Consider the following 24,632-nt stretch of genomic DNA (forward strand, 5'->3'; position numbering starts at 1 on the left):
GCAAAGTTACAACAGGTGCAAAGTATGGTGTCATGCATTAAGCTACGCGCATGAGTGAGGTCCTGGGGCTGCGTGAGCGCAAGAAGCTCCGCACCCGGCACGCCCTCATCGCGGCGGCGCTGCGGCTCTTCACCGAGAAGGGGTACGAGGAGACGACGATCTCGGAGATCGCCACGGCGGCCGACGTCTCGACGCGCACCTTCTTCAGCTACTTCGCCAGCAAGGAGGACGTGGTCTTCCACAACTCGCGGGCCGGCCTCGACCGCGCGCTGGCGGTGATCGCCGGCCACGGGCCCGGCGACCGGGCGGTCGACCTGCTGGAGCGCGCCATCGACGCGGGCTTCGCGTTGCTGGCCGTCGACGAGGACCTCAGGCGCGAGATGACGCCGATCAACCACCTCGTCATGACCGTCCCCTCGCTACGGGCCCGCGCTCTGCTGATGCTGTTCGACAGTCAGCGGGAGCTCGCCGAGGCCCTGCACCGGGCGTGTCCCGGTGAGCTGGACCTCGTCGAGGCGGCGGCGGCCGTCGGCGCCGTCGTCGGCGGGGGCAAGCTCGCCGCCCTCACCAGCATGAACGCCGGCGCCTCCGCGGAGGAGACACTGCGGGCCGGCCGGCGGGCCACCGAGTTCGTTCTCGCGGGCCTGCGGGCCGGCCTCCCGGCGGTGCGCTGACACCCCCGCCGGGTCCGGGTCGTGCGGATCTCCTCCGGCGCGCGTCGTCAGACGAGGGCCGTGAGGATCTCCTCGGCGTGCGTCCACAGCACCGATCCCCCCGCCTCAGGCAGCAGGTGCCGCCGCGCGCCGGGGATGCGCCGGGCGAGGGTGGCCCCGTGGTCGGGCGAGTGGACGGTGCTGGTGTCGTGCCCCCCGTACCAGAGGTCGACCGGGACGGTGATGCCCGCGACGTCGAAGGGCCACCGGGACATGGCGAGCACCAGGTCGCGGGTGTAGCCCGCGGCACCCTGGGCGAAGCCCTCGGCCAGTGCCCGCCGGTAGTGCCCCTCGAACGCCGGGTCGGTGTAGACCGCCCGGTCCAGGTCGGAGCTCATCGAGACGATGAGCTGCCACATCCCCTCGGCGTCGGCCTTCTCCGCGAAGGAGGCCGCGAACCCCTCGGGGTCGGCGCCGATCGCCGCCATCATGCCCGCCAGGTGCGGGTCGAGCAGGCCGGAGAGGTCGGGGTGGGTCAGTTCGTCCTGCCCGGCGACCACCGCCACCGACCGGACGACTCCGGCCGCCGCGCAGGCCAGGGCGAACGGAGCCCCCTGGGAGAAGCCCACCACCGGCACCCGGCCCAGGCCCCGGGCCGAGAGGAACGCCTCGACGTCGGCGGCCCATCCGTCCAGGGTGCGTCCCGGGTCGGGGTCCGAGGCGCCGAGGCCCGGCCGCTCCAGGGAGACCAGCCGGATCCCCCGTCCGGCGACCACGTCGCCGCCGAACCCCAGGGACCGGCCCATCGCCGCGCCGGAGAGGAACAGCACCGGGACACCGTCCTCGGGACCCCACTCGGCCCACCCGAGCCTTCGCCCGTCGGGCAGCTCCGTCTGCCCGATCCGATCCGCTTCAGTGATTCCGTACTTCATACCTGGAAGGTATGCGTGGACCCGAGTAAGAGGCCATTGATTAAAACGGTCAGTCCTGGCCCAGCCAGAGGTCGGGGCCGAAAACCTCGTAGTGCACGGCGCGGGCGGGTACGCCGCGGCGGAGCAGTTCCGTGCGCACGCCCCGCATGAACGGCAGCGGGCCGCACAGGTAGGCCACCAGGCCCGGCGGCAGCTCGATCCCGGACAGGTCGGCGTGACCGAGCAGGGGAGCCGGGTCGCACGAGCAGTCGCCCGCCTCCTCGTACCAGCGGTACAGGGTCGCGCCGGGAAGGGCGTCCACCAGGTTCACGAGCTCCTTGCGGTGCGCGTGGTCGGCGGGACTCCGGTCGGCGTGGACGACGATCACCTGGCGGGTGGAGCCGGTGGCCACCAGGTGGTCGAGCATCGACAGCATCGGGGTGCCGCCGATCCCCGCGGAGGCGAGCAGCAGCGGGGTGTCGCCTTCGGCCAGGGCCAGGTCGCCGTACGGCCTCGACACCGTCAGTTCGTCCCCGGCCTTGACGTTGGCGTGCAGCCACCCGGACACCTCGCCGTCGGGCCCCGCGCCACGGACCCGCTTGACGGTGATCCGCCAGTCGCCGCGTCCGGGGGCGGACGACAGGCTGTACTGCCGGATCTGCCGCGCTCCGTCGGGCAACTCGACCCCGACGCTGATGTACTGCCCGGGGGCGAAGGGCAGCGGGGCCGGCGGCTTGAGGATCAGGGAGATGGTGTCCGGCGTCTCGGACCGCCGCTCCACCACGGTCGCCCGCAGCCACGGGTCGTCCTCGTCCGGCATCAGCCGCGCCTCCATGGCGATCAGCGCGCCGGCCATCAGCCAGTAGACCTCATCCCAGGCCGCCGCGACCTCGGGGGTGACCGCGTCGCCGAGCACGTCGGCGACCGCGGCGAGGAGGTACTTGTGCACGATGGTGTACTGGTCCGGGGTGACCCCGAGCGAGGCGTGCTTGTGCGCGATCCGGGAGAGCAGGGCGTCGGGGCGCTCGTCCGGCCGGTTGATGAGCATCGAGGCGAAGGCGGCGATCGAGCCGGCCAGCGCCTGCCGCTGTTCTCCGTTGGCCTGGTTGCTGCGGTTGAAGAGGTTCCTCAGCAGGTCGGGGTTGTCGGCGAACATCGTCCCGTAGAAGCGCGTCGTGATCTCGTCCAGCGCCTGGCCGACGGCGGGCAGGGTGGCCTGGACGATCTTCGCGGACTCGGGGGAGAGCATGTCTTCTCCAAATTGGTAGATGATCTTCGTATTTAAGAGCGTGAAGTATGGGGTGGTGTGGGACTCAGGAAAGATTGATCAACACCGGCCCGGCCGGGGATGAGACCAGGTCGTCGACGGTGAGCGGGTCGAGCGTCGCGTAGAACGCCTGCTGGGCCCGGCGTAGCGCGCTGCGCAGCCGGCAGGCCGCCCGCAGTGGACAGGGGGAGTCGCCCTCGCAGTTGACCACCTCCTCCTCACCTTCCAGCTCGCGGACCAGCCATCCCAGCGAGGCGCCCCGGCCGAAGCCGGTCAGCTCCAGCCCGCCGCCGCGTCCCCGGCGGGCCTCGACCACGCCCAGGTGTTGCAGGCGGGAGATGACCTTGGCCGTGTGCGTGTAGGGGATGGCCATGACCTCGGCCACCTCCCTGGTCGTCAGGACCGCGCCGGGCTCCGCGACCGCCAGCCGCATGGTCACCCGGAGTGCCAGGTCCGTGAACTTTGTCAGGCGCACAGGAAGACCATAACAAATATGAATATCCCTTACCAATTTAGGGTCGGCGGAAGACCTGGAAGGGATGGATGACCCGAGCCGGGGTGGCGCCGGAGCCGGGCTCGCCCGCCGGCCCGGTGCTGCGGGCCCGCTCGTGCACGGCCGGTCCGCGCGCACACGGTCGCCCGTCGGCCCCGCCTGTCTCTCCGCGGACCGGCCGGCCCCCGTACGGCCCGCTCGCGCGCGGCCGTCCACCGTCCGGTCCGCGGAGACACGGGCGGGGATCGGAACCCGCCCGCCGCGTCCGCTACTTGATCGCGGCCAGGTCCACGACGTACATCGTCTTCCCGACCGCGTAGGTCATCAGCCGGTCGAAGCCGCCGTCGGGGATCGCCATCCCTCCGCCCTTGCGCGGCCGCAGGCCGAGATCGGCGGAGGTGCCGGTGTTCACGTCATGCAGGACGACGCCCTCCGGGAGGACCCTCATGACGAACCGCTCCAGGCGGAACATCTCCGCCAGGAAGTAGGCGCGACTCGGCAGCTCACTCTCCCGGGAGCCGTCGCGGTCGCGGACGAAACCGCTCCGCGCGGCCCCGTCCGCCCGCATGACCGCGCCGATGCACCGCTGGACGCCGCACACGAGCCGGCTCTCGCCAGGCTTGACCACGGCGTCCCGTCGCTGCCCCGTCTGGACGTCGAGCAGTTCGTGGTGGACGGCCTGCCTGCTGTGGCGGCTCGCCCACGGCCACTGCAGGAGGCGGTATCCCTCGGTGCCCGGCACGGCCTCCGGTCTGCCCCCGCGCAGCGGGACCCGGTAGACGCCGCCGCTCTCGTGGGAGAAGACCACATCCGTGCCCGCCACGGCCATCTCCCCGATGTGGCCCTTCTTCTTGACGTTCTCCAGCGGGATGTCGGCCACCGTGCGTGGCCGGCCGCCGCCGGCGGGCACCGTCCAGATCCGGGCGACCCGCTGCTTGCCGGGCTCCTTGTACGACGTCCACCAGACGATGTTCCCGCCTCCTGCGGCGATGTCGTCGGCGAAGGCCACCGCCCCCTTCATCGGGGGGATCTCCGCGATCCGCCGAGGAGTGCCGCTCTTGAGGTCGTAGGTCCACAGGAACTGCCTGGGGCCGTCATTCACCCCCGTCATGACCAGCAGGGTGCGGTCGTCGAGGAGCAGTTGCGGATAGTGTGCGCGGCCGTCGGGCAGCTTCGCCGGGATCCTGTGCACGGCCTCCGGCCACACCTTCTCGATGTGCTGCGGCCTCTCCTCCCCTTCCCGTTCCTTTGCGGGGCTCGGCGTGCCGGTGACATTCGTCGCGGGCTTCCGCGCGTCCTGCTCGCCGAGCGCTCGCACCGCCGTGCCCGCGCCGCCGGCCACCATGACCACGGCCACGGCCGCGGACACCGCCGCGTTGCGCGCGCGCCGCCGGCGGTGGCGTTCGGTGATCCCGGCGAGCAGCCCGGGCGTCACCTGCGGCGCCCGGTCCGCGGCCCCGTCCAGGAGGCGGCTCAGCCTGTCTTCGATGTCGTTCATCGCCTGCTCCCGTGGTCGGCCTTCGTCAGTGAAAGGGAGGACCGCAGCTTGTCCAGCCCGCGGGAGGCCTGGCTGCGCACGGTCCCGGTGGAGATACCGAGCACTTCGGCGATCTCGGTGTCGCTCAGCTGCTCGTAGTAACGCAGCACCAGCACGGCGCGCTGTTTGCGAGGCAGCGCGGCCAGTGCCCGCCAGAGCCCTTCCTCGGCGTCGGAGGGGAAGAACGCATCCGAAGCCCGCTCCGGCGGCTCCCCGGTGAGATGCTCGCGGCGTCGCCGCCGCCAGATGCTGGTGTGCAGCCGGGCCATGGTGGTCCGCGCGTAACTGCGAGCGTCGGCTTTGCGCCGTACCCGGGACCAGGCGCCGCGCAGCCGCGCCAGCGCCTCCTGGGTCAGGTCGGCGGCGTCGTGGGGGTTGCCGCTCAGGACGTACCCGTAGCGGAGCAGGGCGTCCGCCTGCTCGGCCACGAAGTCGTCGAACCCCGGTTCGTCGTCCAATTGTCGCCCTTCTCGGTTGTCCCGACCTAGACGGCGAAGGGGGTGAAAACGTTGCATGCGCCGGGACAGCAGGGGGCCGGAAGCGATGGCGTCCGTCGCGCGAGGCGTGCTCCGAGGAGGCGATCTGCCGCCGCGGCCCGCATGATCCCGGCCCTGATCTCCCGGATCGTCCGCCGGCGCGCGGCTCGCCGGAAGGTCGATGGCGTGCGAGCCGGTCGGGGAGGTCGACGCCGCACCGGTCAGGTGAGGCGGGTCCGGAGCGGGTGGGCCGGGGCGGAACAGGCCGAGGATCTCGGTCTCGCTTACTCCATTCGTGTGGTTACGGCACTCGATGCCGGCGTCCGACCACTTTATCGATGGGCGGGATTAGTCATAAGTCAAGAATGTTTCGTCGTAAAAGGGCAAAACCAGCCTTTTCTTACTCCGTAAGCGGTGATTACGGTCGTCCCATAAACGCCGAAAGGGGCAACCGATGCACGTCAACAGCAGAGGCCGCCGTGCGGCGGCAGTCGGCGCGGTCGTGACCGCGGGCGCACTCGTGCTGGGAGCCTGCGGCTCCGGCGGGTCCACCGGTTCGGCGACCACGGCCGACACGATCCCCGTGGGCGACACGGCCGCCGTCCAGCCGAACATCGCGGCCGTGATCAAGGGACTGGACAACCCGTTCTTCCAGACGATGAAGCAGGGCATGGACGACCAGGCCAAGGCCGCCGGGGTTCCGGTGACCGTCCAGGCCGCCAACTCCATCACCGACACCACCGGCCAGGCGGACAAGCTCAACGGCCTGGCCGGGCAGGACTTCTCCTGCTACGTCGTCAACCCGATCTCCGGCACCAACCTCATCCAGGGCCTCGCCAGGCTTTCGGCGATGAACAAGACCATCGTCAACATCGACAGCCCGGTCGACGTCGCGGCGGCCAGGAGCGCCAACGTCAAGCTGGCCACCTACATCGGCACCGACAACGTCGAGGCCGGCCGGATGGCCGGACAACGGATGGCCGAGTTGCTGCCCGGCGGCGGTGACGTCGCGGTCGTCGGCGGCATCGCCGGGGACGTGACCAGCGGCGCCCGCGTCGAGGGGTTCCAGCAGGGCGTCGGTGCCAAGCTCAAGGTCGTGCAGACCGTCGCCGCCAACTGGGAGCGCCAGACCGCGCTCACCGCCGCGACCGACGTCATGCGGGCCAACCCGAACCTGTCGGGCTTCTTCGTGGCCAACGACGACATGGGGCTGGGCGTGGCGCGGGCCGTCGCCAACGCCGGCAAGGCGGGCCAGGTCAAGGTCATCAGCGTCGACGGCATCAAGGACGCGCTGGAGGCGGTCAAGGCCGGCACCCTGGACGGCACCGTCGCCCAGTACCCGTACGCGATCGGCCTGATGGGCATCGAGGCGTGCCAGGCCGCCGCGGCCGGCAGGTCCCTGCCGGCCAACGTCAAGGCCCCGGTCGAGATGGTCACCAAGGAGAACGCCGACCAGGCGCTGGCCACCACGCCCAAGCCGTTCGGCACCTACGACGACCCGTTCAAGACCCTCATCCAGTAGCAGCCGGAACCGTCACGGTGAGCCGCGGGACACGCCCGGCGCGCACGCCGCACCGGGCGGTGCGGACCCACCGTGGCGAGGGGAAAACTCATGGCAAACGCAACGCTCGTGTCGCCCGAACGCGAGGCATGGTCAACGAAGCTGAAGGACGTCGGCTTCTGGGCCGAATGGGCGGCCCTGGTCGGGCTGGTCGTCCTCGTGGTCGTCTTCCAGGCGCTGAACCCGACGTTCCTGAGCCCGGGGAACATCGCGTCGATGCTGGTCGCCGCGGCCATCCTCATCATCCTGTCGGTGGGTCAGACCTTCGTCATCGCCACCGCGGGCATCGACCTGTCGGTCGCCTCCACCATGACCCTGGGGGCCGCCGCCTTCGGTCAGGCGTACGCGGCCGGGTGGGGACTGCTCGTGTCCTGCCTGCTCGGGGTGGTCGCCGCGGCGCTGGTCGGCGTGGTCAACGGGGTGATCATCGCCCGGGGGCGGATCACGGACTTCATCGTCACACTCGGCACCCTCTCGGCCGCCTCCGGCCTGGCGCTGATCCTGGCCGACGGCAAGCCCGTGACGATCATCGACCCCGCCCTGCTGAGCCTGTCCACCGGCGGCATCGGAATCTTCGGCTGGTCGTTCCTCATCGCGGTGGCCGTCGCGGTGATCGCACACGTGGTGCTCTTCCACACCCGGTTCGGCACTCACGTGCTGGCCACCGGCGGGGCCCCGGAGTCCGCGACCGCCATGGGCATCAGCACCCAGCGCGTCAAGATCGCCGTCTACACGATCAGCGGCACGCTCGCCGGGCTGAGCGCGATCCTGTTGATCGCCCGCATCGGCGCCGCCGAACCCGCGTCCAACACCTCCTTCCTGCTCAACTCCGTCGCGGCGGTCGTGCTGGGCGGGGTCAGCCTCTTCGGCGGACGCGGAACGATCATCGGCCCGTTCATCGGTGCCCTGCTGCTGGTCGCCCTGGTCAACGGGCTCACCCTGCTCGGCGTCTCGCAGTTCTACCAGCCCCTGGCCGTCGGCATCGTCGTGGTGCTGGCCGCGCTCCTGACGAGGTTCCAGAAATGACCACCACCCGGCCCACGCCCGGCGTCCCCGGCGGCGCCGGGGACGACACGCTGCTGAGGTGCGAGAACGTGTCGCTGTCGTTCGGCAATGTGCGAGCCCTCGTCGACGTCTCGCTCACGCTGCGCCGCGGCGAGATCACCGCCCTGGTCGGCGACAACGGCGCCGGCAAGTCCACGCTCGTACGCTGCGTCTCCGGGATCCACCGGCCGCAGAGCGGACGCATCTTCTTCGACGGCGACGAGATCGCCTTCCACTCGCCCGAGGACGCTCGCGAGGCCGGCATCGAGACCGTCCACCAGAACCTCGCGCTCGTCGAGGACCTCACCGTGTGGCAGAACCTCTTCCTCAACCGCGAGATCGTCCGCCGGATGGGCCCGGTCGCCGTGCTCGACCGGCGCGCCATGCAGGCCCGCGCGAAGGAGATGGTCTCCACGCTCGCGGTCAACGTGCCCGCGGTGCGGTCACGGGTCCGGCGGCTCTCCGGCGGTCAGCGCCAGGCCGTCGCCATCTGCCGCGCGGCGGGTTTCAGCTCCAAGCTCGTCATCATGGACGAGCCCACCGCGGCCCTCGGCGTCCAGGAGACGGCTCGGGTGGAGGAGCTCATCCTGCGGCTGCGCGACGAGGGGCACTCCGTCCTGCTCATCAGTCACAACTTCGCGCAGGTCATACGGCTCAGCGACCAGGTGTGGGTGATGCGCGCCGGCCGCTGCGTCGGCGGCCGGCGCACCGCCGGGACGACCGGCGAGGAGATCGTGAGCCTCGTCACCGGCGCCGCCGACCGATGACCCGCCCCACCGGCGCGCGGGCCGGCGGCTCCGCCCGTCGAGGTCGCCGGCCGACGACCCGTCCCGCACCGGCCCCGCCGGCTCGACGAACCCGTGCGACCGGCCCCGCCGGCCGACGACCCGTCCCGCACCGGCCCAGCCGGCCGGTGGCAGCACGTTCCGTGAACCACGAGAAAGCACCCGTCTCATGACCACTGACACCACGAGCAACCCGATCGGCGTGCACGCCCTCGTCTGGGTCGGCGACACCAGGCCGTCCTCGATCGAGTACGCGGTCGCCAAGACCAAGGCCACCGGGTTCGACCTGCTTGAGATCTCCCTGCACGACTCCGCCAACCTCGACGTCGCCGCCGCGCGCGACGCCCTGCGTGAGGCCGGGCTGGGCGTGGCCTGCTCGCGCGGGCTCGCCTTCGACGCCGACGTCTCCAGCGACGACCCGGCTGTGGTGGAGCGCGGGGAGAAGCTGCTGAACGACTCCCTCGCCGCCACTCGAGCGCTGGGCGGCACCCACTTCACCGGCGCGCTCTACAGTGCTCTGGGCAAGTACGGCCGCCCGCTCACCGAGACCGGGCGCCGCAACGTGGTGGCGGTGCTGCGCCGGCTCGCCCGGGAGGCCGCGCGGCACGGCATGACACTCGGCCTGGAGATCTGCAACCGCTACGAGACCAACGTCGTCAACACCGCGCACGACGCGCTCGTCCTGGCCGACGACATCGGCGAGGACAACGTGCTCATCCACCTCGACACCTACCACATGAACATCGAGGAGGACGACCTCGTACGACCCGTCCACGAGGTCGGAGACCGCCTGGGCTACGTTCACATAGGTGAGAACCACCGCGGTTACCTCGGCTCCGGGCACCTGGACTTCACGTCGTTCTTCCACGCGCTGGGAGACATCGGCTATCGGGGACCGATCACCTTCGAGTCCTTCTCCTCGGCGGTCGTGATGGAGGGCCTCTCCAACGACCTGGCCATCTGGCGCAACCTCTGGTCCGACGGCGAGGACCTGGCGCGCCACGCCCGCGCCTTCATCGGCGACCGGCTCCACACGAACCGGTCCCGATGACGACCCTCGACGACCTGGCGCGCCGGGCCCGCGATCTCGTCCGCGACGGACGCCGCGCGCTGCTGGGCATCGCCGGGGGACCGGGTGCGGGCAAGACCACGCTCGCCCAGACGCTGGTGCGCCTGCTCGGGCAGGACCCTCCCTTCGGCCTGCCGCCGCTGGAGTGGGTGACGCACGTGCCGATGGACGGGTTCCACCTCGCCGACGTCGAACTCGACCGGCTCGGCCGGCGCGACCGCAAGGGAGCCCCGGACACCTTCGACGCCGCCGGCTACGCGGCTCTGCTCCGCCGCCTGCGCGAGGACGAGGACGACGTGGTCTACGCGCCCGCGTTCGAGCGGGACCTGGAACAGCCGATCGCCGGCAGCATCCCGGTCCCGCGCGCCGCCCGGCTCGTCATCACCGAGGGCAACTACCTGCTGCTCGACCGGGGCGACTGGACCCGCGTGCGGGCTGCGCTCCACGAGGTCTGGTACTGCGAACTCGCCTCCGACGAGCGGGTACGCCGTCTCGTCGCCCGCCACGAGCGTTTCGGCAAGGACCGCGACGCGGCCGTGGCCTGGGTGCTGGGCACCGACCAGCGCAACGCCGACCTCATCGCCACCACCCGGTCGCGGGCCGACCTCGTCGTCCCCGACGCCGTCATGCGCTCCATCGGCGGCCGTTTCCGCGCGGGTATGTGACGGGCGTGCCGGGGCGGGCACCGGGACGCCCCGGCCACGGCCCGCGGCCGGGATCCCGCCTGTTCCCTCAGCTCCTGCCGACGGGGGTGGTGCCGAACATGAGAGTCCGCCGGCGGACGTCGTAGAAGACGGTGCCCGCGGTGGACAGCAGGTCCTGAAGGTTGTCGGCGTCGTCGGGGTCCAGCGTCAGCACCTCCTCCCAGGCGCCCTGGTCCAGGACGAGCTGCAGGGTGTAGGTGCCCGGGCGGCCGGGCTCGCCGGCCACCCAGCTGAACTGGTAGTGGCTGAGCTGGCGCACCACGATGCTGTCGTCGGTGACGGGCTGGCTGGGCTGCGGAGCCATCGGCTTCTCCTCTGCTCGGCGATCGGCGGACCGGTTGCGGGAGGCGACGGTCACGCTCCGGCGTCGCTCCCCCGGGATGGCCTGCCCGGTCGCCGGAGTGCCACTCCGGAGGGTCCCGCCCGGTTTGTTGAAGATCTGCTCAGCACGCTTTGCGAACGATTGATCCACGCCCGCGTCCCTCCCCGGAGACGAGAAGGGCAAAATCTGGGTTAAGGGGTACATATCGGAGAGATTGGCGAGCTCCTGGCAAAGGTGTAAGCCACCTGCGGCAGGGCAGCGGAGCGTCCCGGCGAACCACCGGATTCCGGACGGACCGGTCGGACTCGCCTGCCGATATGTGAAGGGGTGAAATGGTTCCCACGCGCGTCGACCCCTCCTGCGGAGCGGTCGCAGGCATCCACGACCCCGGCGTCTCGTCGAAACCGGTGGAACGGTCCTTCCAGCTCGCCGAGCCTCCGCAGGTGGGCGTGGAGGAGGAGTTCTTCCTGATCGACCTGGAGACCGGGAGAGCGGCCCCGCGAGCCGCGGCGGTCCTCACCGAGGTCGAGTCCCGGTTCGCGGGGCTCGTCCAGAAGGAGTTCTCGACCTCGCAGGTCGAGGTCGCCTCGTCTCCGCACGTCGACCTGCGGTCGCTGTGCCGGGAGCTGGAGGAACTGCGGGGCGGGCTGTCCGACGTGGCGCGGAGCATGGGCTGCGAGCTCGTCGCCTCCGGATCCGCCCTGCTGGAACAGCCCGCGGGCGAGGGGGTCCTGACGGACGACCCGCGCTACCGGCGGATAGCCCACGAGTACGGGGCGGTGGCACGCGGTGAGAACTGCTGCGGCTGCCACGTCCACGTCGAGGTGCCCGACCGGGAGGAGGCCGTCCAGGTCTGCAACCACCTGCGGCCCTGGCTCCCGGTGCTGCAGGCGCTCACCGCCAACTCCCCGTTCACCGGCGGTACCGACAGCGGGTACGGGAGCTGGCGGGCGATGGCGTTCTCGCGGTGGCCCAGCGCCGGGATGCCGCCCTTCTTCGAGTCGGCCGCCGACTACGCCGCCGTCGTCGACTCCCTGCTCCACTCCGGGGTCATCCTCGACCAAGGGATGATCTACTGGCTGGTGCGTCCGTCCCACCACCTGCCCACGGTCGAGATCCGCGCGGCGGACGTGTGCGCCACCGTCGGCGAGGCCGTCCTGCTCGCCGCCGTCGTCCGCGGGCTGGTGATGACGGCGCTGCGCGACATCCGGGCCGGTGTGCCCGCGCCACGCCCGGCCGACACGCTGCTGCACGCCGCCTACTGGCGGGCCGCCCGCGACGGCCTGGAGGGCAAGGGCGTGGAGCCCGTCTCCGGTGCCCTGCTCCCCGCCTGGGACCTGGTCGACCGGCTCGTCGACCGCATCCGCCCCGCGCTGGCGGAGGCGGGAGACCTGGAGACCGTCCTCGACCGGCTCGCCTGGCTGCGCCGGGTGGGATCGGGGGCGGCGCGTCAGCGGGCGGCGTACGCCAGACGCCACAGCCTGCGGGACGTGGGCCTGGCGCTCAGCCTCCAGACCGCCCCCCACCCCGTGTGACCGTCCGCGCGACAACCCGGGCCGCCCGCACACCCTCCCGGATGCTCCCCGCAGATCCCCGGGCGGCTGCCGGCCCGGGGCGTCCGGCGGGTGGATAGGACGGGGAAAGGCGGGTACGCGAACCCGACCAGACGTGACAGGACGGAGCGGGTCCCCGATCCACCGGCGGACGCGCCGGAGTCCGGAGGGAGGGGACATGGACAGGACTGTGGCCGACGTCGTCGTCGAACGGCTGCGCCGATGGGATGTCCGCCGCGTGTTCGGCTACTCGGGAGACGGGATCAACGGTCTTCTGGCGGCCCTGCGGCGGGCCGGGGGAGAGCCCCGGTTCGTCCAGGCCCGCCACGAACAGGCGGCGGCGTTCATGGCGACGGCCCACGCCAAGTACACCGGCGGGCTCGCCGTGTGCGCGTCCACCCAGGGGCCGGGAGCGGTGAACCTGCTCAACGGCCTCTACGACGCCAAACTGGACCACACACCCGTGCTCGCCATCGTCGGCCAGCAGTCCCGGTCCGTACTGGGCAGCGCCTACCAGCAGGAGATCGACCTGAAGGTGCTCTTCCAGGGGGTGGCCGCGGAGTTCTGCCAGACGATCGAGACCCCGGAGCAGGTCCCGATGCTGGTGGACCGCGCCGTCCGGCACGCGCTCGCCACCCGGAGCCCGGCCTGCCTGATCTTCCCGCACGACGTCCAGCAGGCCCCGGCGGCCGGGGAGCTCCCGCACGAGCACGGGGTGATCGCCACCAGCGCGGTGCGCCACGCCGACCGCGTCGCCCCCGCCCGGCAGGATCTCCAGGCCGCCGCCGACGTGCTCAACGCGGGAAGCCGGCCGGCGATCCTCGTCGGCCAGGGAGCGCGCGACGCCGCGGCCGAGGTGGTGCGGGCCGCGGAGCTGCTGGGCGCCGGAGTCGCCTACGCGCTGCTCGGCAAGCCGGTGATCGACAACACGCTGCCGTTCGTCACCGGGCCGACCGGGCACCTGGGCTCGACGGCCAGCTACGAGCTGATGACGGGCTGCGACACGCTCCTCATGGTCGGCACCGGTGAGCCGTGGACCGAGTTCCTGCCCGCCCCGGGGCAGGCCCGCGCCGTGCAGATCGACATCGACGGCCGCAACCTCGGATCCCGTTACCCCACGGAGGTCAACCTGCTCGGCGACGCGGGGGAGACGCTCCGCGCGCTGCTGCCGCTGCTGACCGAGCGGCGCGACCGCTCGTGGCGGGACCGGGTGGTCCGGTACGGGACCGAGTGGCGGGAACTGCTGCGGAGCCGGGCCGCCGAACCGGCCGACCCGGTCAACCCGCAGGCGGTCTTCACCGAGCTCGACCGGCGGCTTCCGGACGACGTCATGCTGGCCGTGGACGTCGGCTCGGTCACCTACTGGTACGCCCGCGACCTGTTCCTGCGTCCCGGCATGCAGGCGTCGTTGTCCAGCACCCTGGCGTGCATGGGCTGCGCCGTCCCCTACGGCATCGCCGCGAAGCTCGCCCGCCCGGACCGGCCCGTGATCGCCCTGGCCGGGGACGGCGCGATGCAGATGCTCGGCATGGCGGAGATGATCACCTTGGCGAGGTACTGGCGGGACTGGCCCGACCCGAGGTTCGTCATCCTCGTCCTGCACAACAACGACCTCAACGAGGTCACCTGGGAGCAGCGGGAGAAGGAGGGCGATCCGCGCTTCCCCGCCTCGCAGGACCTGCCCGACGTGCCGTACGCCGAGTACGCCAGGATGCTGGGCTTCCACGGGGTCGAGGTGGACAAGCCGGACATGCTGGGTGCGGCGTGGGACGAGGTCCTGGCCGCCCGCCGTCCGGCCCTGCTCCAGGTCCGCACCGACCCCGCGGTGCCGCTCCTGCCCCCGCACCAGCCGATCGAACAGGCCAGGAACTTCTACGCCGGGCTCGCCCAGGAGGGGGAGGCCGGACGGGCGGCCCGGCGGATGCTGTTCCGCCAACAGGAGCACGAGGAGCGGATCACCGGGGCGGGCGGCCCGCCGAGGGACTGACGCGCACCACGAAGGCGTCCGCGGGCACCCGGAAGATGGGCCGCGGGCACCGGGGAGGGGGCCCGCGGTCCGTGGGGAGGCGGGGCCGCGGTCCGCGGGCACCTGGGGGACGGGTCCGCAGGCGTCCGGGAGACGGGGGCCGTGGCTCGCGGGCACCCGGGAGACGGGTCCGCGGTCCGCGGGCCCGGAACACGAGCATGTGGAAGGAGCACTCATGAGCAGCGCACCGTCGTCCTCCGGCTACGACCGGATCGCGATCGTCACCGGAGCGGATTCCGGCATCGGCCGGGCGACGGCCGTGGCCCTGGCCGAGCACGGTTTCAATGTGGGGATCACCTTCCACTCCGACCAGCGGGGGGCGGAGGAGACCGCGCGAGAGGTCCGCGGCCACGGCCGTGCGGCGGCCGTACGCCGGCACGATCTGACCGACCCGGAGAAGGCCGCCGCCGTGGTGGACGAGCTGGCCGCAGAGCTCGGCGGGCTCGGTGTCCTGGTCAACAACGCCGGCACCGGCAGCTCCGAGCCGCTGCTGGAAATGGGCTTCGACCGGTGGCGGTCGGTCCTCGCGGTCGACCTCGACGGCCCGTTCCTGTGCGCTCAGCGGGCCGCCCGCCACATGATCGCCGCCGGCCGCGGCGGACGTATCGTCAACGTCACCAGCGTCCACGAGGAGTACCCGCGGGTGGGAGCCGGGCCGTACTGCGCGGCCAAGGGCGGCCTGCGGATGCTGAGCCGGGTGCTCGCCCTGGAACTGTCGCCCTACGGGATCACGGTGAACACCGTCGCGCCGGGGGAGATCGCCACCCCGATGACCGGCCAGGAGGACGAGCGTCCCCAGCCCGGCAGCCGGCCCGGATACCCGATCGACCGCCCCGGCGACGCCCGGGAGGTGGCCGGCGCCGTCGCCTTCCTCGCCGGGCACTCCGCGTCGTACATCACGGGGGCGTCGCTCTTCGTGGACGGCGGCCTGACGCTCATGGGGCCGCAGGCGGCCGGTGCCCTTCCCGCCGGCGACTGGCGGCAGGGGTGACCGGCCGCCGGGCGGCCCGGCCGGGAGGGGGCCGGCCGTTACAACGGGAATCCACCGGGCATCGGGAGGCAGAAGAGCCGGACAGCAGGGGGCGACGATGAGAGAGCACACGCCGAGGCACGACCCGCACTCGCGGTTCGAGGACGAGGGGATCCCGGACCTGCAGGACGGCACCCCGCAGCAGCAGTGGGCGGTCGACCCGCAGGAGGCGCCGCTGCCCGCCGACCGTCCCGTCGCGATGGACGACTTCGGCACCACGGTCGACGAGCAGATCCAGGGGGAGTCCCTGGAGGGCCGCCTGAGCCGTGAGATTCCCGAGGAACAGCCGGTGTTCGGCGCCGACGCCGACGGCACCGCCGGGCCCGCCACCGGGTCCGACGCCGGTGCGGGTGAGGAGCGGGACCTCGACCCGGAGATCCCGGGCGGGCTCGACCCGCGGGTGGACGCCGAGAGCGGCCTGGGAGTGGGGTCCGACCTCGACACGGACTACCAGCCGGACGACGACGTGGACGCGGACTGGTCCGCGCAGCCGGAGGAGCCCTCCGGCGCCGTGTGGGACGAGCCCCGCCGGGCGGGCCGCCTGGTCGACCCCGACGAGGGAGCGCGTCCGGACACCGAGGCCGATCTGGTCGCCGAGGAGGTCGGGCCGGACGCGGGTGGTTACACGGCGGAGGAGGCCGCCATGCGGGTGGAGCCGGAGTGAGGACGACGGACGGGCGGAGCCCCGGCCGGTGCGGCACAGGGACGCGCCGGCCGGGAGTGGGACGGGGAGAGCGATGAGCGAGCAGGCGAAGCCAGGGGGAGGGGAAGCGATGGACCAGGAGGAGCGCGACAGGGAGGCCGAGCGGGAGAAGGCCAGGGAGATGTACAAGGGGACCACCTTCGACCCCGAGCTGCACGACATGGGCGGCGACATCGGCCCGGCGTCGATCCGGGGCTCCAACCGCAGTCCCGGAGCCCGTCCGGACGACGAGGCCGAGCCCAGGAGCGGCTGGTCGACGTCCACGGGGTACGTCGCCGGACGCGACGACGAGTGGCCGGCGACGGCGGGCTCGGACGAGAAGGCGGTGGGAGCGCGGACCGACGAGGTCGACGACCGCGTCGAGACGGCGGGAGTCAGCCCCCGGGCGGTGCCCGAGGACATCGAGGGCCCCCGTGACAACCCCGACGCCGACGCCCGGGCGAGAGGCCCCGTGGAGGACGGCTCCGACGACGACGGGCCGCGGCCGGGCCGGACGGCCCCGCCCACGGGCGGACACGTGAGCGCGGACCTGGACTGGGTCTCCTCCGACGAGGACGACCCCGACGGCGGATCCGGCCGGACGGAGGAGGACGACGGCGGTTACCTGCCCGGCGAGGGCACGGGCCGCCCGATCATCTGAGTAGCGGGCCGCCGGTCGCCCGGGGTTCGTACCGAAGGGTTCCGGGCCGTCGGACACACGGGGTTCGTACCGGGGAGTTCCGGGCCGACGGTCATCCCGGGGTCATACCGCGAGGGCATGGGCCGCCGGTCAACCCGAGTCCGCGCCGGAGGGTCCCGGTCCGCCGGACGCGCCTGGTCGCCGTGGGCACCTGGCAGCGCGTCCGGCGGCCGAGGTCACTTCTCGGCCGGCTCGTCGGCCGGAACCTCCACTCTGCTCTCCGGCACGCGCTCGCCGGTGGCGCGGAGCTCCGCGCGCAACCGCTCAAGGTCGATGTCGTGGATGCTGTACTTGAGCTGACGAGCGACCTTTGTCTGCTTCGCCTTGGCCCGACCCCGCCCCATCTCTGTACTCCCTCATACAGGCCGTGTTCGGCCTATTATCGATCTCGCATCGCCGACCGGCGCGGCGCGACCTGCTCCTCCGCGCCCGCCGGCAGCCGTACCCGGTGGCATCCCGCTCCGTCCCGGCTCGATCCAGGGGACACGAGCCGGCCTGAGGTGACGCCCGGGGACGGGCCGCTGCGGCCATCTTACCGATAACCCTTACGATTTGAATAATTATGCAATTTGCCACATCATAAGGCCGCGTGCTCGCCGGTAGGGCGGCGGGGGGCGGAATTCGACCACGAAAGCAGGGGTATGAGCGAGTTCGAGACGGAACTGCGGATGCGCGTGGACGAGGTCGACTCCCAGCTGCGGCTTCTGCGGCAGGCCGAGGACGACCACGCGGTCGAAGTTCTGTCCGGACGGCTGGAGAACCTGCTGCGCATCGCCGAGCGGCACGGCATCGACCTGGGGCGTGCGGTCGAGGCTCCGGCGGCCGGAACGGCATGATCATGTCTGTGCCGCTGTATCAGGCCAAGGCCGAACTCTTCCGTACCCTCGGACATCCCGTGCGCATCCGCGTGCTCGAACTGCTGCAGGACGGACCGCTGCCGGTGCGCGACCTGCTGGCCACGATCGACATCGAGGCGTCCAGCCTGTCGCAGCAGCTGGCGGTGCTGCGCCGGACCGGGATCGTGACCGCCACCCGGGAAGGTCCCACGGTCGTCTACGCGCTGTCCACCGCCGACGTGGCCGACCTGATGGCCACCGCTCGCGGAATCCTGGCCGAGCTGCTGGCGGGTCAGGGGGAGCTGCTGGCGGAGCTCCGTGCCCAGGCGCGAGGATGAACGCGGCCGCGTATTCGGGTGCCTGTTCCGGGGCGTCTGCGCCGATCACTTCGCCTCCGCTCCGCGCAGCTCGGCCAGCAATTCTCCCTGCTCGGCGAGCACGTCGGTCAGTATCCGGCGTGCCGCCCGCAACAAACCGGCCACGTCCGCGCTGCTCAGCGCGTAGACCACGGTCGACCCCTCGCGGGTGGCGGTCACGATCCCGGTCCGGCGCAGCACCGCCAGCTGCTGCGACAGGCTGGACGCCTCGATGTCGATCGTGGCCAGCAGGTCGCGCACCGGCAGCGGTCCGTCCTGCAGCAGTTCGAGCACGCGGATGCGCACGGGATGTCCGAGGGTACGGAAGAGTTCGGCCTTGGCCTGATACAGCGGAACCGGCATTCTCCCCTCCCGTGGCGGACCGGCGGAGGTCGGCGACGTGGCCGGATCACTCATATGATGTAACAAATTGCATAATCCTTCAACTCTCCGAGGTCTCAACCGGCGGCTTCGTCCTCCAGGTCGAAAAGCGTCGGCGGCGTCGGCTCGGCGGTCGCATCCGTCTTCTCCGTTTCGCCGGGGGCGAAAAGACGGATCACCCCGTACGTGCCGTCGTAGCCGGCCTCCCGGATCACCGCGCCGCGGCGGAGCCGGTCGACGGCCTCCGCGAGCGGTGGTGAGTGGGCGGCGATGTCACCGACCGGCACGTCCGTGAGGATCGCCAGTTCGGGCCCCAGGGCGGTGGTGAGCCTGTCGACCTCCCCGCGGACCTTCTTGCTGTCCGGCCCCACGCCGAGGATCTCGCCGACGACCTCCGGCAGCGGGACCAGGTTGAGGAACCCGGCGGCGCCGTCCGGCCGGGCGCCTTCCGGCCGGACGGCCAGGTCCTCCACCCGGCTCAGCACACCGACCGTGAGCCGCCTGCCGCAGACCGGGCAGATCCCGCCGTGCGCGCGCGTCTCCTCCGGGCTCATCCGGACGCCGCACTTGCGGTGCCCGTCCAGGTGGTACCTGCCCTCCTCGGGGAAGAACTCGACCGTCCCCTCGTATCCCGTGCCGGTCCGCAGGGAGTCCAGGACCGCGAAGTAGTCCAGGCCGGTGTCGAACACCGTGGTCTCGCGGCCGACCCTGGGCGGTGAGTGCGCGTCGGAGTAACTGACCATCCGGTAACGGTCGAGGCCGGCGACCCGCCAGTTCATCGCGGGGTCGCTGGACAGCCCGGTCTCCAGCGCGAAGATGTGGCCGGAGAGATCGCCGTAGCACTCCTCGACCGTGTCGAACCCGGCTTTGGAACCGAACACGCCGAACCACGGGGTCCAGACGTGTGCGGGCACCAGGTAGGCGCCGTCACCGCTGCCCAGGGTGATCTCCAGCAGGTCCCGGGAGTCCATGCCGAGGGCGGGCCGGCCGTCGGTGCTCAGGTCGCCGATCCGCCCGAGCCGGCGGTTGAACGCCGCCGCCGTGTCGAAGTCCGGCATGTACACCAGGTGGTGGATCTTTCGGGTGTGCCCGTCGTGCCGGTAGATCGTGGCGATCTCCGCGGACAGCATGAACCGCACCGGGGCGGAGGCGATCCCGGGCGGCAGCGTGCGGGAGACCTCCCGGTCCTTCTCCTCGCGCAACCGGAACAGTCCGGGCTCCGCGGGCACCAGGTTCTCCCGCAGATGGGCGAACCACGCCGGATGGGTGAAGTCGCCGGTGCCCATCAGTGTCACGCCCTTGCGCCGTGCCCACCAGGTCAGATGTTCCAGGTCGCTGTCCTTGCTGCAGGCCCTGGCGTACTTGGAGTGGATGTGCAGATCGGCATGGAAGCGCATCCGCGGAACCTTCCCGGCCGGGCGGGGGTTAGCCCTGTGCCGCGGGAATTCTCCCCCGGGCCGCTCTCGTCGCCGTGTGGGGTCGCGTGGTCGGTCGGTGGGCGGTGACCGCTCCCACCGAACTGAGCGGACCATGCGTAGTCATGCCTTTCACCCGATAATCATGATTTATCCATAAAGATCCACAATTGCGAGTGTTCCTCGTATCATTCCCCGAAGACGAGGAAGGCGAGGGAATGACCGAGCACCAGGCTGTTCCGCCAGGCATCGATCCGAACACTCCGAGTGTCGCCCGGATGTACGACTACTACCTGGGCGGCAAGGACAACTTCGCCTCCGACCGCGCCGCGGCGGAACAGTTCATCCAGGTGCTTCCCGGCATCCGGGAGATGGCACGGGCGAACCGCGAGTTCCTGGCCAAGGTCGTCGAGCTCCTCACCCGTCAGGGCGTGCGGCAGTTCCTCGACATCGGGTCGGGGCTGCCGACCCAGGACAACGTCCACCAGGTCGCCCAGCGCGTCGCGCCTGAGACCCGGGTCGTCTACGTCGACAACGACCCCATCGTCCTGGTGCACGGCCGCGCGCTCCTGGAGGACAACCCCGCCACCTCGGTCGTCCAGGCCGACATGCGGGAGCCCGAGGAACTGCTGGCGCACCCGGAGGTCGAGGGCGTCATCGACTTCACCCGGCCCGTCGCCGTGCTGCTGGTCTCGATGCTGCACTTCATCCCGGACGAGGACCTGGTCTCCCGCATCACGGCCGCCATCCGCGCACGGCTCGCGCCGGGCAGCCACCTGGTCATCACGCACGCCTACGAGGGCGACGTCAGCGCCGAGGTGCACGAGGCCGGGCAGCGGGTCTACCGCTCGACCACCGCGGGGTCGCTCACCTCGCGCGGCCCGGCACGGCTCGCCGAGCTGGTGGAGGGGATGGAGGTCCTGGAGCCGGGGATCGTCCCGGTCGAGGCGTGGCGGCCCGAGCATGACGAGGACGTCGTCGTCGACCTGACCAAGCCCGCCATCCTCTGCGTCGTCGGCCGCCGCTGACCGTCCCCCGCTCCGGCCGGGGCCGCCGCCAGGCTCCCGGCGGTCGAGGGACGACCGGGCCGCCGGGATCCCCGCCGGCGGGGTGGGCGGTCGGCCGGTGGGCGGCCGAGGCCGCCGTCAGCCTCCCAGGCTCACTGCCAGCCGGTGGGCCAGGCCGGTGTTCCTGCGGTGGCCGACGCGGTGCACCGCCAGCTCCAGCGCCTCGCGCCGGCCGACGAGCACGACCCACGACCTGGCCCGGGTGACCAGCGTGTACAGCAGTCCGCGGCGCAGCATCACGCCCCCGGCCTCGGCCACGATCGGCGCCACCACGAACGGGTACTCGCTGCCCTGGGAACGGTGCACGCTGATCGCGTAGGCGTGGGTCAGCTCGTCCAGCTCGTCGAAGGTGTACTGCGCGACCTCCCCGTCGTCGGTGCGGATCTCGACCAGCCGATCGGGCGGGCTCACCGCGGTGACCGTGGCGGTCTCGCCGTTGAACACACCCTTGTCGTAGTTGTTGCGGATCGGCATGACGCGGTCGCCCACCCTGAAGACGGCCGGGCCCGACCAGTGCTCGGCCACACCCTCGCGCGCCGGGTTCAGCCGCTCCTGCAACCTGCGGCCGAGCTCCGCGGTTCCCGTGGCGCCCCTGCGCATCGGGCACAGCACCTGCACCTGGTCGGCGCCGATGTTCTGCTTGCGGGGGATGGCCTCCGTCGCCAGGTGCACCACCCGTTCGGCCACCTGGTCCGGGTCGTCGAGCTCCTCGAACCAGAAGCCGCCCCGGCCGGGCAGCGCGGGCAGCTCGCCGGCCCGGATCCGGTGGGCGGCCCGGACGATCCCGCTGTCCTGAGCCTGCCGGAAGACGTGGGTCAGCCGGACGCGCGGGATCTCCCGTACGCGCAACAGGTCGGCCAGCACGTTGCCGGGTCCGATGCTGGGCAACTGGTCGCCGTCGCCGACCAGCAGCAGGTGACCGCCCGCCGGGATCGCGGCCGTCAGCCGGGTGGCCAGCTGCAGGTCCAGCATCGACGCCTCGTCCACCACGACCAGGTCGGCCGCCGCGGGGGACCGCTGGAACAGCGTGCCCTCCTCCTGGTCGGGCTGCTGGGCGAGCATCCGGTGCACGGTCATGGCGGGCAGGCCGGTGAGCTCCGACAGGCGTTTGGCCGCCTTGCCCGTCGGCGCGGTCAGGGTCACCGTGCCGCCCATCGCCCGCACGGTCTGCGCGATCACCTTCACCGTGTGGCTCTTGCCGCAGCCGGGGCCGCCGGTCAGCACGGAAACGGTGCTGGTCAGCGCCAGGTTCACCGCTATCCGCTGGTCTTCGTGCAGGCTCTCGTCCTCCGCGAACGCGCGCAGCGGCAGCGTCGAGCGGGCCCGCCACAGCCGGTCGAGGTTCGCCGTCAGCGCGGCCTCGCGGCTGTGCTGCTCCTTGGCGTACACCACCGTCCGGCCCGGATCGGCCGGCGCCGCCTCCACGACGACCCGGCGCTCGGCGGTCAGCGCGTCGACCGCCTGGCGGACCAGGTCGTCCTCCTGCTCGACCAGGGCCGCCGCCGCGGCGACGAGGGCGGGCAGCGGAAGGAAACAGTGCCCGTCACGGGCGGACGCCACCTCCAGCCGGTCGAGGACCGCCGCCTTGATCCGCTGCGGGCTGTGCTCCGGCACCCCCGAGCGCAGCGCGATCCGGTCGGCGGTGTGGAAGGCGATGCCCCTGACCTGGCCGATCAACCGGTACGGGTCGGAGGCGAGGACGCCGGGGGAGTCGTTCCCGAACACGTGATAGATCTTGGACGCGAGCAGCGGGCTGATCCCGAAGCCCTGCAGGGTGACCATCAGCTCGGCGACCGCCTTCTGCTCCGCCCACGCCTCGACGATCTGCGCCTGCCGTACGGCACCGATGTTGATCACCTCTGTGAGGCGCTCGGGTTCGGTGTCGATGACCGTGAGAGTCCGCTCGCCGAAGTGGCTGACGATGGCATGGGCGAGCCGCGGTCCGATGCCGCGGATCAGACCCGAGCCGAGGTACAGCGCGATGGCGCGCACGGTGGAGGGAACCACCCGCTCGCACTTCCCGACCATCAGGCGGCTGCCGTGACGCGGGTGGTCGTCCCACTCTCCGACGAGCCGCAACGTCTCGCCGGGCTGTGCCCCGGCCAGCGCCCGGCCCGAGGCGACGAAGCCGGGCAGTCCTTCGGCGCTCATGCGCGCGACGGTGTACTCGTCCTCACGGACGTACACCAGCTGCTCGACGGAGGCCTCCACCTCCGCCGGACCCGGCTGCGCGAGCACGGTCACCGTACGCCCCCCGGCATCATGAGCGGCACCTCATCGCAGGACACTAGCGGGCGGTTGCGACAGTTCGCGCCGTGCCGGAGACCCGCCGCGGGGCCCGGGGTGACATGCCGCCGCACCATCGGGGGAAAGGACTTGACGGCCATCACGGGCGATGGAGACTGATGCGGTGATCAAAACACTGTGCCCCCGGGATTACAACGAGGCACTCCACGTGGGGCATTTCTTCCGTACCGGCACGCCGGTGGTGATGGACCTCACCGGGCTGCCCGACGGCGAGGCCAGGCAGTTCGTCGACTTCGCCGCCGGCCTGGTGTTCGGCAGGGGAGGGGACATGAACCGGCTGTCGCCCAAGGTGTTCCTGCTGATGCCTCGCGGCATGGCCGCCCCGTCGCCGGCCGCCGGCGAGGTGTGACGGGAACGGCTCTCACCCTCCTGCGGGCGGTGAACGACCGGCCACCCTCTACTGGAAGGCGTGGCGGTAGGACCGGGGGGTGACGCCGGTGATCCGTTTGAAGCGATCGCGGAAGGCGGTGGGGGAGCCGAACCCGACCTGGGCGGCGATGCGTTCGACGGAGTGCCCGGTGGTCTCCAGCAGATGCTGGGCCTGACGGATCCTGACACGGTGCAGCCACTGCAGGGGGGTGGTGCCCGTCTGCTCGCGGAAGCGGCGCAGCAGGGTCCGGGGGCTCATACGGGCGTGCCGGGCGATCTCGTCGAGGGTGAGGTCGCGGTCGGCGTTGTCCTCCAGCCAGTGCAGCAGGGGTTCCAGGGTGGATCCCCGGGGCACGGGCGGCTGCCGGTGAACGATGAACTGGGCCTGCCCGCCTTCCCGCTCCAGAGGCACGACGGCCAGGCGCGCGGCGTCGGCGGCGACCACCGACCCGTAGTCACGGCGGATCATGTGCAGGCACAGGTCGAGTCCGGCGGCTGCGCCGGCGGAGGTGAGGATCCGGCCGTTGTCGACGTAGAGGACGTCGGCGTCGACCTCGACGCGGGGGTACATCCGGGCGAGATCGGGGGCGGCGAACCAGTGGGTGGTGGCGCGGAGCCCGTCGAGCAGCCCGGCCTGGGCCAGGACGAAGGCGCCCGTGCAGATGGAGGCCACCCGCGTGCCCGCGGCACCCGCGACGCGCAGTGCGTCCAGCACCGGATCGGGCACGGGCTCCAGGGGGGTGGTGGTGCCGGCCACGATGACGGTGTCGGCGTCGGCTAGGGCCTCCAAACCCAGGCGAGCCTGCACGGTGAAGAGCCCGGCCTCGACCTGCGGCGTGGGAGCGCAGACGCGCACCCGGTAGCCGGGACGCTCGCCGGGCAACCGGGTGCGACCGAAGACCTCCAGCGGGGTGGCCAGGTCGAAGGGGATGACGTTGTCCAGGGCGAGGACGGCCACGGTGTGCATGGCGGCAACCTATGTGATCGGCCGGTTGCCGCCAACAGTGTGACCTGGCCCTGCTCGCCCCGTCCGCATCCCGCTCGGAGCACTTCATCGCTTCACCGGCGGATGGCGATATTCCGTGGAA

26 protein-coding genes are annotated in these 24,632 nt (G+C 71.8%); 15 read left to right on the top strand and 11 right to left on the bottom strand.

The genetic code is table 11. From position 1 onward, the window contains the following. Positions 1-50: 50 nt before the first annotated feature. Positions 51-674, top strand: coding sequence for a TetR/AcrR family transcriptional regulator (locus tag F4562_RS18445; RefSeq protein WP_184543063.1), 624 nt, complete (start codon positions 51-53; stop codon positions 672-674). Positions 675-721: 47 nt separating this feature from the next. On the opposite strand, the gene F4562_RS18450 is transcribed toward F4562_RS18445, so the two are convergent. From F4562_RS18450 to F4562_RS18470, 5 genes are all read right to left on the bottom strand, one after another. Then, a complete protein-coding gene (locus tag F4562_RS18450) occupies positions 722-1,585 on the bottom strand; it encodes an alpha/beta fold hydrolase (protein WP_184543061.1) in 864 nt (287 codons plus the stop codon). Positions 1,586-1,634: 49 nt separating this feature from the next. After that, positions 1,635-2,813 (bottom strand): globin domain-containing protein, encoded by a 1,179-nt coding sequence (locus tag F4562_RS18455; protein ID WP_184543059.1) that lies wholly within the window; start codon positions 2,811-2,813, stop codon positions 1,635-1,637. Positions 2,814-2,877: 64 nt separating this feature from the next. Continuing rightward, positions 2,878-3,306 carry an RrF2 family transcriptional regulator gene (locus F4562_RS18460; RefSeq protein WP_184543057.1) on the bottom strand — a complete coding sequence of 143 codons (429 nt, stop codon included), beginning with the start codon at positions 3,304-3,306 and terminating at the stop codon, positions 2,878-2,880. Positions 3,307-3,592: 286 nt separating this feature from the next. Further along, complete coding sequence (locus F4562_RS18465; protein WP_184543055.1) at positions 3,593-4,822, bottom strand: TolB family protein; 1,230 nt, start codon at positions 4,820-4,822, stop codon at positions 3,593-3,595. Beyond that, positions 4,819-5,319, bottom strand: coding sequence for a SigE family RNA polymerase sigma factor (locus F4562_RS18470; protein WP_184543053.1), 501 nt, complete (start codon positions 5,317-5,319; stop codon positions 4,819-4,821). The genes F4562_RS18465 and F4562_RS18470 overlap by 4 nt, the downstream gene beginning before the upstream one ends. Positions 5,320-5,791: 472 nt before the next feature. Here F4562_RS18470 and F4562_RS18475 point away from each other — a divergent pair, with 472 nt between their 5' ends. The 5 genes from F4562_RS18475 (at position 5,792) to F4562_RS18495 (ending at position 10,461) form a co-directional block, all read left to right on the top strand. Next, on the top strand, positions 5,792-6,859 hold the full coding sequence (locus F4562_RS18475) for a substrate-binding domain-containing protein (RefSeq protein WP_184543051.1): 1,068 nt from the start codon (positions 5,792-5,794) through the stop codon (positions 6,857-6,859). Between the two features lie 90 nt (positions 6,860-6,949). Then, positions 6,950-7,924: an ABC transporter permease gene (locus F4562_RS18480; RefSeq protein ID WP_184543049.1), complete on the top strand. Its 975-nt coding sequence runs from the start codon at positions 6,950-6,952 to the stop codon at positions 7,922-7,924. Continuing rightward, complete coding sequence (locus F4562_RS18485; protein ID WP_184543047.1) at positions 7,921-8,709, top strand: ATP-binding cassette domain-containing protein; 789 nt, start codon at positions 7,921-7,923, stop codon at positions 8,707-8,709. Before F4562_RS18480 ends, F4562_RS18485 begins: the two co-directional genes overlap by 4 nt. A gap of 187 nt (positions 8,710-8,896) precedes the next feature. Further along, positions 8,897-9,778, top strand: a complete 882-nt coding sequence (locus F4562_RS18490) for a sugar phosphate isomerase/epimerase family protein (protein ID WP_184543045.1) — start codon at positions 8,897-8,899, stop codon at positions 9,776-9,778. Then, entirely contained in the window at positions 9,775-10,461 is a 687-nt protein-coding gene (locus tag F4562_RS18495) for a nucleoside/nucleotide kinase family protein (RefSeq protein ID WP_184543043.1), read from the top strand. Before F4562_RS18490 ends, F4562_RS18495 begins: the two co-directional genes overlap by 4 nt. Before the next feature lie 67 nt (positions 10,462-10,528). Here the strand turns inward: F4562_RS18495 and F4562_RS18500 are convergent, their stop codons facing one another. Beyond that, the gene (locus tag F4562_RS18500; protein WP_184543041.1) at positions 10,529-10,804 is read right to left on the bottom strand and encodes a hypothetical protein; all 276 of its coding nucleotides are present in this window, start codon (positions 10,802-10,804) and stop codon (positions 10,529-10,531) included. A 350-nt stretch (positions 10,805-11,154) separates the two neighbouring features. Between F4562_RS18500 and F4562_RS18505 the strand changes: the two genes are divergently transcribed. From F4562_RS18505 to F4562_RS18525, 5 genes are all read left to right on the top strand, one after another. After that, complete coding sequence (locus F4562_RS18505; RefSeq protein ID WP_184543039.1) at positions 11,155-12,357, top strand: carboxylate-amine ligase; 1,203 nt, start codon at positions 11,155-11,157, stop codon at positions 12,355-12,357. 196 nt (positions 12,358-12,553) lie between these two features. Further along, the gene (locus F4562_RS18510; RefSeq protein ID WP_184543037.1) at positions 12,554-14,362 is read left to right on the top strand and encodes a thiamine pyrophosphate-requiring protein; all 1,809 of its coding nucleotides are present in this window, start codon (positions 12,554-12,556) and stop codon (positions 14,360-14,362) included. Positions 14,363-14,576: 214 nt separating this feature from the next. Continuing rightward, positions 14,577-15,392 (top strand): SDR family oxidoreductase, encoded by an 816-nt coding sequence (locus tag F4562_RS18515; protein ID WP_184543035.1) that lies wholly within the window; start codon positions 14,577-14,579, stop codon positions 15,390-15,392. Between the two features lie 97 nt (positions 15,393-15,489). Further along, a complete protein-coding gene (locus F4562_RS18520) occupies positions 15,490-16,095 on the top strand; it encodes a DUF5709 domain-containing protein (RefSeq protein ID WP_184543033.1) in 606 nt (201 codons plus the stop codon). A 73-nt stretch (positions 16,096-16,168) separates the two neighbouring features. After that, positions 16,169-16,774: a hypothetical protein gene (locus tag F4562_RS18525; RefSeq protein WP_184543031.1), complete on the top strand. Its 606-nt coding sequence runs from the start codon at positions 16,169-16,171 to the stop codon at positions 16,772-16,774. A gap of 215 nt (positions 16,775-16,989) precedes the next feature. Here F4562_RS18525 and F4562_RS18530 read toward each other — a convergent pair whose 3' ends face one another. Next, positions 16,990-17,157: a DUF3073 domain-containing protein gene (locus F4562_RS18530; RefSeq protein WP_184543029.1), complete on the bottom strand. Its 168-nt coding sequence runs from the start codon at positions 17,155-17,157 to the stop codon at positions 16,990-16,992. 297 nt (positions 17,158-17,454) lie between these two features. On the opposite strand from F4562_RS18530, the gene F4562_RS18535 reads away from it, so the two are divergent. Next, complete coding sequence (locus tag F4562_RS18535; protein ID WP_184543027.1) at positions 17,455-17,649, top strand: hypothetical protein; 195 nt, start codon at positions 17,455-17,457, stop codon at positions 17,647-17,649. Positions 17,650-17,651: 2 nt separating this feature from the next. Beyond that, positions 17,652-17,987: an ArsR/SmtB family transcription factor gene (locus F4562_RS18540; RefSeq protein WP_184543025.1), complete on the top strand. Its 336-nt coding sequence runs from the start codon at positions 17,652-17,654 to the stop codon at positions 17,985-17,987. A gap of 45 nt (positions 17,988-18,032) precedes the next feature. Here F4562_RS18540 and F4562_RS18545 read toward each other — a convergent pair whose 3' ends face one another. Both F4562_RS18545 and F4562_RS18550 read right to left on the bottom strand, forming a co-directional pair. Beyond that, positions 18,033-18,368 carry an ArsR/SmtB family transcription factor gene (locus F4562_RS18545; protein ID WP_184543023.1) on the bottom strand — a complete coding sequence of 112 codons (336 nt, stop codon included), beginning with the start codon at positions 18,366-18,368 and terminating at the stop codon, positions 18,033-18,035. Between the two features lie 95 nt (positions 18,369-18,463). Next, on the bottom strand, positions 18,464-19,783 hold the full coding sequence (locus F4562_RS18550; protein WP_246473470.1) for an endonuclease Q family protein: 1,320 nt from the start codon (positions 19,781-19,783) through the stop codon (positions 18,464-18,466). A 236-nt stretch (positions 19,784-20,019) separates the two neighbouring features. Between F4562_RS18550 and F4562_RS18555 the strand changes: the two genes are divergently transcribed. Then, a complete protein-coding gene (locus F4562_RS18555) occupies positions 20,020-20,829 on the top strand; it encodes an SAM-dependent methyltransferase (RefSeq protein WP_184543021.1) in 810 nt (269 codons plus the stop codon). Positions 20,830-20,946: 117 nt separating this feature from the next. Here F4562_RS18555 and recD2 read toward each other — a convergent pair whose 3' ends face one another. Beyond that, a complete protein-coding gene (recD2, locus tag F4562_RS18560) occupies positions 20,947-23,112 on the bottom strand; it encodes an SF1B family DNA helicase RecD2 (protein ID WP_184543019.1) in 2,166 nt (721 codons plus the stop codon). 166 nt (positions 23,113-23,278) lie between these two features. Between recD2 and F4562_RS18565 the strand changes: the two genes are divergently transcribed. After that, positions 23,279-23,524, top strand: coding sequence for a cell division protein SepF (locus F4562_RS18565; RefSeq protein ID WP_184543017.1), 246 nt, complete (start codon positions 23,279-23,281; stop codon positions 23,522-23,524). Between the two features lie 48 nt (positions 23,525-23,572). Here F4562_RS18565 and F4562_RS18570 read toward each other — a convergent pair whose 3' ends face one another. Further along, positions 23,573-24,511 carry a GlxA family transcriptional regulator gene (locus F4562_RS18570; protein WP_184543015.1) on the bottom strand — a complete coding sequence of 313 codons (939 nt, stop codon included), beginning with the start codon at positions 24,509-24,511 and terminating at the stop codon, positions 23,573-23,575. Positions 24,512-24,632: the final 121 nt, after the last annotated feature.

This window comes from Streptosporangium becharense (assembly GCF_014204985.1).
Lineage (GTDB): Bacteria > Actinomycetota > Actinomycetes > Streptosporangiales > Streptosporangiaceae > Streptosporangium > Streptosporangium becharense.